Source organism: Lysobacter terrestris (assembly GCF_014489475.1).
Classification (GTDB): domain Bacteria; phylum Pseudomonadota; class Gammaproteobacteria; order Xanthomonadales; family Xanthomonadaceae; genus Agrilutibacter; species Agrilutibacter terrestris.
This window is the reverse complement of the sequence record NZ_CP060820.1, coordinates 52,734-65,318: the sequence shown is the minus strand read 5'-3', so window position 1 is coordinate 65,318 and position 12,585 is coordinate 52,734. Positions and strand designations below refer to the sequence as shown.

9 protein-coding genes are annotated in these 12,585 nt (G+C 68.2%); 7 read left to right on the top strand and 2 right to left on the bottom strand.

Translation table 11 applies throughout. The features are described from left to right. Positions 1-6: 6 nt before the first annotated feature. The 6 genes from H8B22_RS00290 (at position 7) to H8B22_RS00265 (ending at position 8,863) form a co-directional block, all read left to right on the top strand. A complete protein-coding gene (locus tag H8B22_RS00290) occupies positions 7-936 on the top strand; it encodes a phosphoglycerate mutase (RefSeq protein ID WP_187712184.1) in 930 nt (309 codons plus the stop codon). Then, positions 933-2,651: a single-stranded-DNA-specific exonuclease RecJ gene (gene recJ, locus H8B22_RS00285; RefSeq protein WP_187712183.1), complete on the top strand. Its 1,719-nt coding sequence runs from the start codon at positions 933-935 to the stop codon at positions 2,649-2,651. The genes H8B22_RS00290 and recJ overlap by 4 nt, the downstream gene beginning before the upstream one ends. A 115-nt stretch (positions 2,652-2,766) precedes the next feature. Then, positions 2,767-3,895, top strand: a protein-coding gene (prfB, locus tag H8B22_RS00280) for a peptide chain release factor 2 (RefSeq protein ID WP_187712182.1) whose coding sequence is annotated in 2 segments (ribosomal slippage) — positions 2,767-2,841 and positions 2,843-3,895 — 1,128 coding nt in all. Because the reading frame shifts where the segments join, the coding sequence is not laid out codon by codon here. A 75-nt stretch (positions 3,896-3,970) separates the two neighbouring features. Then, a complete protein-coding gene (lysS, locus tag H8B22_RS00275; protein ID WP_187712181.1) occupies positions 3,971-5,485 on the top strand; it encodes a lysine--tRNA ligase in 1,515 nt (504 codons plus the stop codon). Positions 5,486-5,595: 110 nt separating this feature from the next. Further along, on the top strand, positions 5,596-6,684 hold the full coding sequence (locus H8B22_RS00270; protein WP_187712180.1) for a response regulator: 1,089 nt from the start codon (positions 5,596-5,598) through the stop codon (positions 6,682-6,684). Positions 6,685-6,688: 4 nt separating this feature from the next. Further along, positions 6,689-8,863, top strand: a complete 2,175-nt coding sequence (locus H8B22_RS00265) for an ATP-binding protein (protein WP_187712179.1) — start codon at positions 6,689-6,691, stop codon at positions 8,861-8,863. 97 nt (positions 8,864-8,960) lie between these two features. Here H8B22_RS00265 and H8B22_RS00260 read toward each other — a convergent pair whose 3' ends face one another. Beyond that, positions 8,961-9,833 (bottom strand): crotonase/enoyl-CoA hydratase family protein, encoded by an 873-nt coding sequence (locus H8B22_RS00260; protein WP_187712178.1) that lies wholly within the window; start codon positions 9,831-9,833, stop codon positions 8,961-8,963. A gap of 158 nt (positions 9,834-9,991) precedes the next feature. Next, positions 9,992-11,671, bottom strand: a complete 1,680-nt coding sequence (locus tag H8B22_RS00255) for a long-chain fatty acid--CoA ligase (RefSeq protein ID WP_187712177.1) — start codon at positions 11,669-11,671, stop codon at positions 9,992-9,994. Positions 11,672-11,892: 221 nt separating this feature from the next. Here H8B22_RS00255 and H8B22_RS00250 point away from each other — a divergent pair, with 221 nt between their 5' ends. Further along, positions 11,893-12,333 carry a nuclear transport factor 2 family protein gene (locus H8B22_RS00250; protein ID WP_187712176.1) on the top strand — a complete coding sequence of 147 codons (441 nt, stop codon included), beginning with the start codon at positions 11,893-11,895 and terminating at the stop codon, positions 12,331-12,333. Positions 12,334-12,585: the final 252 nt, after the last annotated feature.

The window sequence follows — 12,585 nt, the reverse complement described above, 5'->3', positions numbered from 1 at the left end:
CGCGCCATGGCCTCGGCAACCCTGCTGTTGCCGCCGCGCGAGCGCTTCGGCGGCCAGCGCCTCACCGCCGACGTGGCCAAGGCATTGGGCCGCGCCGATCGCGAGACGGTCGGCGGCGAGCAGCGCGCACGCGTGTTCGACATCCTTCCGCGTGGCTGGCCGGTCGCGGCGGTCACGCGGCAGCGCGATGCGGGCGATGCACCGCTCGGCGCCTGGCTTCGCGCCGATCCCGCGTACGTACGCCCCGACATCAACGGCGCCCGGCTGCTGGCCTGGGGCGAGGCGCTGGCGCTGAGCCGCGAGGAAACAAGCGAGCTGCTGCGCCCGCTGCGGCCGTTGTTCGGCGATACGGGTTTTCCGATCGATGCACCGACGCCGTCGCGCTGGTACCTGCGCTTGCCGCGCGAGGCGCGGCTGCCGACGTTCACCGGTCCAGACGAAGCCTTGGGCGCGGACCTGTTCGAACACCTGCCGGATGGCCCGGAAGGTCGGCGCTGGCGCTCGTTGCTGAGCGAGGCGCAGGTCGTGCTGCACAATCATCCGGTCAACGCGCAGCGTGCGGCAGCGGGCAAGCCGCCGGTGAATTCGCTGTGGTTCTGGGGCGCCGGCGTGCTGCCGGACCACGTCACCACGCGCTGCACCGCCATCCTCAGTGATGACGACGCGTTCCAGGCCTTCGCCGCAATGGCGAACGCGGACAGCCTGCCGCTGCCGTCGCAATGGGGCATGGGCGCCGGTGACCGGCTGTTCGACCTGCGCCACGTGCGCGACCTCGCCCCGCTGCAATCGCAATGGCTCGAACCGTTGCTGCGCGACCTGCGATCGGGCGTACTCGAAAGCGCCGCCCTGGATTTCGCCGACGGCGTGCGCTTCACGTTGCGCGCCAGCCAACGCTGGCGTTTCTGGCGCCGCCCCCTGCGCGCGATCGCCGCATGAAGGCCGCACCGCGACTGGTTCGACGCGCGTCGGCCGATGTCTCGGCCTGGCCCGACAACTTCCCGGCGCTGCTGGCACGGCTGTATGCCGCCCGTGGCGCCACCGGCATGGAACAGGCGCAGCCGAAGCTCGCCAGCCTGCTTCCGCCCGACCTGCTCGATGGCATGGACGGTGCGGTCGCGTTGCTGTCCGAAGCCATGGCGGCCGATCGCCACATCGTCGTCGTCGGCGACTTCGACTGCGATGGCGCGACGGCCTGCGCGGTCGGCGTGCGCGGCCTGCGCCTGCTCGGGGCCCGGCACGTGTCCTACGCCGTGCCCAACCGGATCGTGCATGGCTACGGCCTGTCGCCATCGCTGGTGGAAGAACTCGCAGCGCTCAAGCCCGACCTGCTGGTCACCGTCGACCACGGCATCGCCTGCCACGCCGGTATCGAAGCGGCGAAGCAGCGCGGCTGGAAAGTGCTCGTCACTGACCACCACCTGCCGGGCGAGTCGTTGCCGCCCGCCGACGTGATCGTCGACCCCAACCAGCGCGGCGACCGCTTCCCCAGCAAGGCGCTCGCCGGCGTCGGCGTCATGTTCTACGTGCTGCTCGCCTTGCGCCGGCACCTGCGCGAGGCGGGGCACTTCGCCGACGCGGTTCCGGACCTTACGCAACTGCTCGACCTGGTGGCGGTCGGCACCGTCGCCGACCTGGTCCCGCTGGACACGAACAATCGCGCCCTCGTGGGCGCCGGCCTGCGTCGGCTGCGCGCGGGGCAGGGCTGCGCGGGCTTGCGCGCCCTGATCGAGGTTTCGCAACGCGATGCCTCGCGCCTGACCGCGGCCGACATCGGCTACGCGGTCGGGCCACGCATCAACGCCGCGGGTCGCCTCGAGGACATGGCGTTGGGCATCGAGTGCCTGCTGGTCGATGACCTCCCGCGCGCACGCGATATCGCGACTACGCTCAACGAGATCAACGGCGAGCGTCGCGCGGTCCAGCAGCAGATGACCGACGAGGCGGAACGCGCGCTCGCCGTCGTGTCGCTGGATGACACCGCGGCGAATCGCAGCGCGTTCTGCTTCTACGACGATCAATGGCATCCGGGCGTGGTCGGACTGGTGGCGTCGAAGATGAAGGAGCGCCTGCATCGCCCGGTCATCGCCTTCGCGCCGGCCGAGCCCGGCAGCGACCGCCTGCGCGGCTCGGCGCGCTCGATCGCCGGCTTCCACATGCGCGATGCGCTTGCCGACGTCGCCGCGCGTCACCCCGGCCTGATCGAGCGGTTCGGTGGCCACGCCATGGCGGCCGGTTTGTCGTTGCCGGCGGCGTCGTTGCCGGCGTTCGAGCGCGCGTTCGCGCAATGTGCGGAGCGCTGGCTCACTCCGGAGCTGCTCGAGGCCGAAGTCGTCAGCGACGGCGAACTGCAATCGGGCGAGTTGAACCGCCGCCACGCCGAACTGCTGCGCGACGCGGGTCCCTGGGGGCAGGGCTTCCCCGAGCCCCAGTTCGACGGCGAGTTCGAAGTGCTGGGCACGCGCGTGCTCGGCGAACGGCACCTGAAATTGGAGCTGGGGCACGCCGGGCTGCGCCTCAATGCCATCCATTTCGGCGGCTGGGAGGGCGTGGCGCCGCGCGGGCGCGTGCGCATCGCCTATCGGCTGGAGCCCGACGACTACCGTGGCGGCGACGCGGTGCAGCTCGTCGTGGTCCATCGCGAGCCCGCGTAGGGCGGGCCCTGGCCCGCCGTTCGAGGCGCTCAGTGCGTGCACATCCTCGCGAACCATAGCGGCGGGTCGAGACCCGCCCTACAATTCCCGGTCTTTCGCAGCAAGCCTTCGCACCATGATCGAGCTCAATCCCGTCCGCCAGCGCATCGCCGACCTCCGTGGCCGGCTGGATTCGCTTAGGGGGTATCTTTGACTACGACCACAAGGTCGAACGTCTCGAAGAAGTGAACCGGGAGCTGGAAAGCCCCGACATCTGGAACAACGCCGAATACGCGCAGACCCTGGGCCGCGAACGCTCGCAGCTCGAGAAGGTCGTGAACGGCATCCGCGACCTCACCGACGGCCTCGTCGGCGGCCACGAGCTGCTGGAGCTGGCCGAGATGGAGGACGACGAAAGCACCGCGCTTGCGGTCGTCGACGACGTCGAGCGCTACGCCAAGGACGTCGAGAAGCTGGAATTCCAGCGCATGTTCTCCGGCAAGATGGATTCGTCCAATGCCTTCGTCGACATCCAGGCGGGCGCCGGCGGCACCGAAGCCCAGGATTGGGCCGAAATCCTGCTGCGCATGTACCTGCGCTGGTGCGAGTCGCGCGGCTGGAAGACCGAGCTGATGGAAGCCAGCGGCGGCGACGTTGCCGGCATCAAGTCGGCCACGCTGCGCGTCGAGGGCGACTTCGCCTACGGCTGGCTCAAGACCGAGACCGGCGTGCACCGCCTGGTGCGCAAGTCGCCGTTCGACTCCGACAACCGCCGCCACACCAGCTTCACCTCGGTGTTCGTGTCGCCGGAAGTCGACGACAACATCGACATCGAGATCAACCCGGCCGATCTGCGCACCGACGTGTACCGCTCCTCGGGCGCCGGCGGCCAGCACGTCAACAAGACCGAGTCGGCGGTGCGTATCACCCACATCCCGAGCGGTATTGTCGTGGCCTGCCAGACCGGCCGCAGCCAGCACCAGAACCGCGACAATGCGATGAAGATGCTCGCCGCCAAGCTGTACGAGCTGGAAATCCAGAAGCGCAACGCCGAGCGCGATGCGGTGGAAGCCACCAAGTCCGACATCGGCTGGGGCAGCCAGATCCGCAACTACGTGCTCGACCAGAGCCGCATCAAGGACCTGCGCACCGGCATCGAACGCAGCGACACGCAGAAGGTGCTCGACGGCGACCTCGACGAGTTCGTCGAAGCCAGCCTCAAGGCCGGCCTGGAAGCCGGCTCGAAACGGACTGACGCGGCGTAAGCTGCGTCATCCCGCCCATCCGCCACAACGCCGTTCCCACGACGAACGACCACGCAACCCACAGCGCGAACATCCATGACCGACACGCCCGCCGCCCCGACGCCCGCCGACGAGAACTTCCTGATCGCCGAACGTCGCGCGAAACTCGCGGCCCTGCGCGGGCAGGGCGTGGCGTTCCCCAACGACTTCCGCCGCGCCGACTATGCCGGGGACTTGCAGGCGCGGTACGAGGACGCCGACAAGTGGACCGCCGAGGCGCTGGAGGGCGACGCCCCGCGCGTCGTCGTCGCCGGCCGCATCCTGCTCAAGCGGGTGATGGGCAAGGCCAGCTTCGTGCAGATCCAGGACGAGTCCGGACGCATCCAGCTGTTCCTGCAGGCCAACAACCTCGGCGACACCTACGAGGCGTTCAAGGGCTGGGACGCCGGCGACATCGTCGGTGCCGAAGGCGTACTGACCCGCACCAAGACCGGCGAACTGTCGGTGCGCGCCGATCGCCTGCGCCTACTGACCAAGTCGCTGCGTCCGTTGCCGGACAAGTTCCATGGCCTGGCCGACGTGGAGCAGCGCTACCGCCAGCGCTACGTCGACCTGATCGTCTCGCCGGAATCGCGCGAGGTCTTCGTCAAGCGTTCGCGCATCATCCGCGCCATGCGCGCGTGGCTCGACTCGCGGCGCTTCCTCGAAGTCGAGACGCCGATGATGCATTACATCCCCGGCGGCGCCGCGGCCAAACCGTTCGTCACCCACCACAACGCGCTCGACCTGCAGTTGTTCCTGCGCGTGGCGCCCGAGCTGTACCTCAAGCGCCTGACCGTCGGCGGCCTCGAGCGCGTCTACGAGATCAACCGCAACTTCCGCAACGAGGGCGTGTCCACGCGCCACAACCCGGAATTCACCATGCTCGAGCTGTACGAGGCCTACGCCACGTACAACGAGATCATGGACCTGACCGAGAACCTGATCCGCGACGTTGCCCGTGAAGTGCTTGGCACCACGGTGATGGAGTGGGACGGCGCGACCATCGACGTGGGCCCTGCCTTCCGCCGCTGGCGCCTGGACGAAGCGGTGCGCGAGAAGAACCCGGAGATCAGCGTCGCCGATTGCCGCGACCGCGCCGCGCTCGCCGCCCATTGCGCGCGCCTGCACATTCCGGTGAAGCCCGGTTACGGCTGGGGCAAGCTGCTGCTGGAGATCTTCGAGAAGACGGTCGAAGGCAAGCTGGAGCAGCCGACCTTCATCACCCACTATCCGGTCGAAGTCTCGCCGCTGGCGCGCGAGAGCGATGCCGAGAAGGGCATCACCGACCGCTTCGAGCTGTTCGTCAACGGCAAGGAGCTGGCCAACGGCTTCTCCGAGCTGAACGATCCGGAGGACCAGGCGGCGCGCTTCCAGGCCCAGGTCGAGGCGAAGGAGGGCGGCGACGACGAGGCCATGCACTTCGACGCGGACTACATCCGTGCCCTGGAAGTCGGCTTGCCCCCCACCGGTGGGCTGGGCATCGGCATCGATCGCCTGGTGATGCTGATGACCGGCTCGGCCTCGATCCGCGACGTGCTGCTGTTCCCGTACATGCGCCCCGAAGCCTGAGTTGCGAAACCCTGACAGGCCCTTGACGCGGAATCCGGCATGAATCCAGCCGTCCCGGGCCATTGCGCAGCGCCGGTTGAGCCGCGTTATGCTCCGCGCAACAGCCAGGGATGCGGCGCCGGCCACAAGAGGGAAAATGCGTGGATGTCGTAATAGTCGATGACCAGACTTCGGCGCGGACCATGCTGCGCCACATCATCGAAGACATTGCCTCCGAGTTGCGGGTGCACGACTTCGGCGAACCCGCCGCGGCGCTGGATTGGTGCGAAGCCAACCAGCCGGACCTGCTCCTGCTCGACTACCGCATGCCCGGCATCGATGGCCTGGAATTCGCCCGCCGTTTCCGCCGCGCACCGCTGCACCGCGACATCCCCATCATCCTGGTCACCGTGGTGGGCGACGAACCCATCCGCCAGGCCGCGCTCGACGCCGGCGTCATCGACTTCCTGGTGAAGCCGGTGCGCCCGCGCGAATTGCGCGCCCGCTGCCGCAACCTGCTGCAGCTGCGCCAGCAGTCGGAGAACGTGAAGCAGCGCGCCATGTCGCTGGAACAGCGCCTGCTGGCGAGCATGCACGAGGTGGAGGAGCGCGAACGCGAGACCCTGCACCGGCTCGCGCGCGCCATCGAGTACCGCGATGCCGGCACCAGTGCCTGGCTCGAGCGCATGTCGCACGTGGCCGGGCTGATCGCCGAGCAGATGGGGCTGTCCGAGGACGAAGCCCGCATGGTCGAGATGGCCGCGCCCCTGCACGACGTGGGCAAGATCGCGATTCCCGATTCGGTGCTGCTCAAGCCCGGTCCGCTGACCGAGGACGAGGTCGCGGTCATGCGCCAGCACCCGCGCATCGGCCACGAACTCCTCAGCGGCAGCCAGAACCGCTTCATCCAGACCGGCGCCGTGATCGCGCTGCGCCACCACGAACGCTACGATGGCTCGGGCTACCCGGACGGGCTGGTGGGCGATGAGATCCCGCTGGAGGCACGGATCGTCGCGGTCGCCGACGTGTTCGACGCCCTGATTTCCCCGCGCCCCTACAAAGAGGCCTGGGACCTGGACGCGGCGCTGGGCTACCTGTTCTCCCAGCGCGGCCGGCACTTTGACCCGCGCTGCGTGGATGCCCTGATGCGCAGCCGCGAACGGCTCGAAGACATTTGCCAGCGCTATTCCCGAATATCACGGCGTCCCGGCACGGAGTAGGTCGATGTCCCACCTCCTGCAATCGCTGAAGGAACGCCTGTCCGGGCGCCCGGACAGCGAACACGCGCAGGACATCATCCGCATCGTCATCACCGCGCTGTTCACCGCCTACCTGGGCTGGCGGTTCCTGTTCCTCGACAGCGACGACACCCTGCGCCAGACCTGGCTGATCCTGGTCGGCGAGCTCGCGGTGGCCGTGGGCCTGCTGGTGGCGATCGTGCTGCAACCCGGCAGTTCCGCGCTGCGTCGCTGGATCGGGATGCTCACCGATTACACGGCGATGGGCTGGATCATGTGCATCCAGGGCGAGCCGGCTTCGCCGCTCTACGCCGTGTACCTGTGGGTCACCATCGGCAACGGCATGCGTTACGGCCACCGCTACCTGCGTGCGGCCACGGCGCTGGCGTCGGTGTCGTTCTTCGCCGTGATCCAGCTCTCCTCGTACTGGAAGGGCAATCCGTACCTGTCCTGGGGCCTGTTGCTGGGGCTGGCGGCGGTGCCGCTGTACTTCGATTCGCTGCTGCGTCAGTTGACCAGTGCCGTCGACGAGGCGCGCCGCGCCAACGAGGCCAAGAGCCGTTTCCTCGCCAACATGAGCCACGAATTCCGCACGCCGCTCAACGGCCTGGCGGGCATGTCGGAAGTGCTGGCGGCCACGCGCCTGGACACCGAGCAGCGCGAGGCCGTGAACACCATCCAGGCCTCCACCCGCAGCCTGTTGGCGCTGGTCGAGGACGTGCTGGACATCTCGGCGATCGAGGCGGGCAAGCTCAAGCTCGACCTGCGCGAATTCCAGGTGCGGGACGCCATCACCAACATCGGCCTGATCCTGCTGCCGCAGGCGCGTGCCAAGCAGCTCAGCTACCAGGCCGACGTCGCCAAGGACGTGCCCGAGGGCGTGATCGGCGACGCCGGGCACCTGCGCCAGGTGCTGATCAACCTCATCGGCAACGCGGTGAAATTCACCGACCAGGGCTCGGTGAAGCTGCAGGTCGAAGTGGTCACGCGCACGGCCGAGCAGATCCGGCTGCGGTTCACCGTCAGCGACACCGGCATCGGTATTCCCGAGTCGATGCGGCAACGCCTGTTCGAGGCCTTCGAGCAGGCCGACGCCGGGCTGGCGCGCCGCTACGGCGGCACCGGGCTGGGGACCACCATCGCCAAGGGCCTGACCGAGGCCATGGGCGGCAGCATCGGTTTCGAGAGCGCCGAACAGCGCGGCACCCGGTTCTGGGTCGAGTTGCCGTTCGGCCTCCCGCCCGTGGTCGCCCCGGCCGTGGCGCCGGGTGCTGCAGCCGGCGAGGGCGGGGAGGCCACCGGCCAGTCGAAGAACATCATCTCGTTCGGCGATCCCTTCCTGCGCCACCGGGCGCGCGTGCGCAGCCTGGCGATCCTGATCGCCGACGACCATGCCGCCAACCGCACGGTCCTGCAGCGCCTGCTGGAGAAGGCGGGGCATCGCATCACCAGCGTCGACGGCGGCGAAGCGGTGCTGGAGGCGGTTGCCGCGTTCGACTACGACGCGGTGATCTGCGACCTGCACATGCCCGATGTCAGCGGCCTCGACCTGCTGCGGCAGATGCGGGTGATGCAGGCGGGCAGCCCGAACCGGACGCCGTTGCTGATCCTCAGCGCGGACGTGACGCCGGAATCGATCCAGGCCTGCCAGCAGGCCGGGGCGCGCGCGTTCCTGTCCAAGCCGGTGTCCACCACTCGCTTGCTCGATGCGCTGGCGGAGATCGCCACCAACGGTCGCCTGGCCGCGCCGCTGATCGCCGTGCGCGACGAGGAACCGCGCATCGACGGCGGCATCTTCGACAGTTCGGTGCTGGACGAACTCGATGCGCTCGGCATGGGCGAGGGCTTCGAGCGCGAATTCATCGGGCAGTGCCTGCGCGACGCGGACGGATGCCTGGCCGGGCTCACCAGCGCGGGCGAAGCGAAGGATTGGGAGCGCCAGCGCGAGCAGGCGCACGCGCTCAAGGGCGTGGCGAGCAACCTCGGCCTGATCCGGTTGGCGGCCGCGGGCGGCGAACTGATGCGGTTGCCGGACTGGCAGCTCGGCAACGAATGGCGGCGCCGGCGCGACGATATCGACGGCATGCTGCAGCAGGGGCGTGCGGCGCTGGAAGCCCGCCAGCGCGAGCGCCGGCAACGCGACAGCGGCCAGGCGGACTAGCCCCAAGTAAGCCGCCCCTTCGAGGCCTGCCAATGGGCAGGCCCAAGCCCGGCGCCTATGGCCGGGCCCGATTCCCCTTCGGCTTTTCCCCTGCCGATCAGGCCATGGCAGTGCTGCTGCGGCGGGTCTGCGCGCGGACCAGGCGATCCATGGTCCGAAGCGACTTGTCCCCCAGCTGCAGTGCCGTGTCGACCCAGATTTCGGTGATCCGCATCATCTCTTCCAGCGACACCGCCTGGGCGAAGCCGCGCACCTGGTGCATCGCGGCGCGGGCATGCGGGATGCGGCGGTTGGCGCGGATGACGTCTTCGACCGCGGCAATGCCTTCGCCGCGCGGAACGAGCACGTCGACCAGACCCTTCTGGTACATCTCCTCGCTGGTGTAGACGTTGCCCTCGAGCATCAGCTTCTCGGCCTGGTGCGGCGGGATCCGCTTGCACAGGAACGAATAGGCACCCATGCCCGGGAACAGGTCGAACAGCACCTCTGGCAGCCCCATCAGCGCGCCTTCCTCGGCCACGATGGTATGGCAGCTCAATGCCGCCTCGAAGCCGCCGCCGAGTGCATCGCCCTGTACCAGCGCGATGCTGTGCGCCCCGGCACCCAAGCCGTCGTGGAACGCGTGGACGCCACGCACGCACTGGCGCGCGTAGTCGAGCAGGCCTTGGCGGTCGCCGGCGCGGATGAGACGGCAGAACAGTTCGAGATCGCCGCCGAGGTTGAACGCGTCCCCGTCCGAAGCCAGCACGACATGCGGCACGGAGTCGGTGGTCGCGCGGGCGCGCAGCCGGCCGCCCAGGCTTCGCTGGTAGTCGAGGATGTCGTCGACCAGCTGGCGGGCGAAGCAGGCGCGCTGTCCGGGGACGGCATCGGCGTGCATGTGGCACCAGTAGACATCGCGTCCAGGCTCTTCGATCACGCGCAGGGTGTGACCGGTGTCGGGACGTGGGAACGGGTGAACGGCTGACATGGCGAATCCTCCGAAGGGGTGCCGTCCGGGGCCGGTCGCGTCTATGGACGGCAATGGGGTTGGTGAATTGCGTCCGACGGCGGATTCTATGCGCCTAAAACGAAGCGCCCGCAAGGCCTAGGCCTTGCGGGCGCCGGTATCGCCAGATTCGGTGCAGTTCAGGCCTTGGTCGGCGCGTCCCGCAGTTCACGGCGCAGGATCTTGCCGACGTTCGTCTTCGGCAGCTCGGTGCGGAATTCGACGTACTTGGGATGCTTGTAGCCGGTGAGGTTCTCGCGCGCGTGCGCCTTCACTTGTTCGGCGGTGAGGGCAGGGTCCTTCTTCACGATCACGACCTTCACCGCTTCGCCCGACTTCTCGTCCGGCACGCCCACCGCGGCGACTTCCAGCACGCCCGGCATCATCGCGATCACGTCCTCGACCTCGTTCGGATACACGTTGAAGCCCGACACCAGGATCATGTCCTTCTTGCGGTCGACGATGTAGAAATAACCCTTGTCGTCCATCTTCGCCATGTCGCCGGTGTGCAGCCAGCCGTCGCCGTCGAGGACCTTGGCGGTTTCTTCCGGGCGCTGCCAATAGCCCTTCATGACCTGCGGGCCCTTGATGCACAGCTCACCGACTTCGCCGGTGGCGAGCATGCGGCCGTCCTCGTCCTTCACGCAGGCCTGGGTCGACGGAATCGGCAGGCCGATGGCGCCGTTGTAGGCCTTCAGGTCCATCGGGTTGATGCAGGCGGCGGGCGAGGTCTCGGTAAGGCCGTACGCCTCCACCAGGGTGACGCCGGTGGCCTGCTTCCAGCGGTCGGCCACGGCGCGCTGCACCGCCATGCCGCCACCGAGGGTGAGGTGCAGGCGGGAGAAGTCCACCTGGTCGAAACCGGGCGTGTTGAGCAGGCCGTTGAACAGCGTGTTGACGCCGGTGATCGCGGTGAACGGGACCTTCTTCAGTTCCTTGACGAAGCCCGGCATGTCGCGCGGGTTGGTGATCATGTAGTTCAGGCCACCGAACTTCATGAAGACCAGGCAGTTCGCCGTCAACGCGAAGATGTGGTACAGCGGCAACGCGGTGATGATGACTTCTTCGCCGAGCTTCACGTTGGTGCCGACCCACGCGGCCGCCTGCTGCATGTTGGCGACGAGGTTGCGATGGGTGAGCATCGCGCCCTTGGACACGCCGGTGGTGCCGCCGGTGTACTGCAGGAAGGCGATGTCGTCCGCGGCGATCTGCACCGCCGGCAACGACTTGAGCTGGCCGATGACCAGCGTGTCGCGGAAACGCACGGCGCCGGGAATCTCGTAGTCCGGCACCATCTTCTTCACGTGGCGCAGCACGAAGTTGACGATCGCACCCTTCGGGAAGCCGAGCATGTCGCCCAGGCCGGTGGCGATCACCTGCTTCACCGGCGTATCGGCGATCACTTCCTGGACGGTGTGGCCGAAGTTGTCGAGGACCACGAGCGCAGTCGAGCCCGAATCGACGAGCTGGTGCTTGAGCTCGCGGGCGGTGTACATCGGATTGACGTTGACCACGGTCAGGCCAGCGCGCAGCGTGCCGAAAATGGCGATCGGGTACTGCAGGCAGTTGGGCATCATGATCGCGACGCGATCGCCCTTCTTGAGGCCCAGCTCGCCCAGCAGGTAGGCGGCGAACTGCTTGCTGAGGCGGTCGATCTCGCCGTAGGTCAGCACCTTGCCCAGGTTGGCGAAGGCGGGGCGGTCGCGATACGTGTCGATGGCTTTCTCGAGTACCGAGACCACGGACGGAAATTCGTTGACATCGATTTCCGCCGGCACGCCTTGCGGGTACTCGGCCAGCCACGGACGTTCATTGCTCATCGCGATCCCCTTTGTCGCGCCCGTCCGAATTGCGCTTGTTTGAATCGCGCCTGTTCGAATTGGCTTGCTGTCTGCAGTTGTCAGTGCGCCGACGGCCTGCGAATGCGCCGCCGTACGGTCGTTCCGGTCGATTGGAGCATAGGCACTATGGGCTGGCAAGGCAGGTGCGGGAGGGCGCGGCGCTGCCGTACGCTGGGTCTCATATTCGAGACGGAGGCCACATGGCCAAGGCGATGCGCGCGGGGGTTCGAGTGGCGTTGTGCCTGCTTTTCATGGCGCTGGCGGCGTGTGCGCGCACGCCGCCAGAGGCCAGGTTGCGCGAAACCGTATCCGGCCTGCAGGCAGCGATCGAAGGGCGCGACGTGTCGGCGTTGCGCGAGGTGATGGCGGAGGATTTCGTCGGCCCGGACGGCCTGGACCGCGACGGCGCACGCCGTATGGCGCAGGGGGCGTTCCTGCGCTACCGCGACGTGGGCGTGACGATCGGGCCGCTGGAGGTCGAGTTGCGCGCGGAGCAGGCCACCGTGCGCTTCACCGCGGCGTTGACCGGCGGCAGCGGCGCGCTGCCGGACAGTGGTCAGGTCTACGACGTCGAAACCGGCTGGCGCGAAGTGGACGGCGACTGGCGCCTGGTCAATGCGAGCTGGAAACCGAGGCTCTGAGAAAGACGCTAGTTGGACGCCCTCGGTGTAGCGAGGGCGCCTTGCATCGGTTCCGAAGCCGTTACGCGGCCTTCCGCGCCGCCAGTTGCCGCAGCACGTAATGCAGGATGCCACCGTGGTGGGCGAAGCGGCGCGACCACGCGGCATTGCCGCGTGCGCTGCTGAGCGCCCTCGCGTATAGCGAGGGCGGGCTTCTGCTCGCTCCGAAGCGGTTACGCGGCCTTCCGCGCCGCCAGCTGCCGCAGCACGTAA

Excerpts from the sequence above, each read along its gene's own strand:
- H8B22_RS00290 (WP_187712184.1), top strand. The coding sequence starts at position 7 with ATGGCCTCGGCAACCCTGCTGTTGCCGCCGCGCGAGCGCTTCGGCGGC.
- recJ (WP_187712183.1), top strand. The coding sequence starts at position 933 with ATGAAGGCCGCACCGCGACTGGTTCGACGCGCGTCGGCCGATGTCTCG.
- lysS (WP_187712181.1), top strand. The coding sequence starts at position 3,971 with ATGACCGACACGCCCGCCGCCCCGACGCCCGCCGACGAGAACTTCCTG.
- H8B22_RS00270 (WP_187712180.1), top strand. The coding sequence starts at position 5,596 with ATGCGGCGCCGGCCACAAGAGGGAAAATGCGTGGATGTCGTAATAGTC.
- H8B22_RS00265 (WP_187712179.1), top strand. The coding sequence starts at position 6,689 with ATGTCCCACCTCCTGCAATCGCTGAAGGAACGCCTGTCCGGGCGCCCG.
- H8B22_RS00260 (WP_187712178.1), bottom strand. The coding sequence starts at position 9,833 with ATGTCAGCCGTTCACCCGTTCCCACGTCCCGACACCGGTCACACCCTG.
- H8B22_RS00255 (WP_187712177.1), bottom strand. The coding sequence starts at position 11,671 with ATGAGCAATGAACGTCCGTGGCTGGCCGAGTACCCGCAAGGCGTGCCG.
- H8B22_RS00250 (WP_187712176.1), top strand. The coding sequence starts at position 11,893 with ATGGCCAAGGCGATGCGCGCGGGGGTTCGAGTGGCGTTGTGCCTGCTT.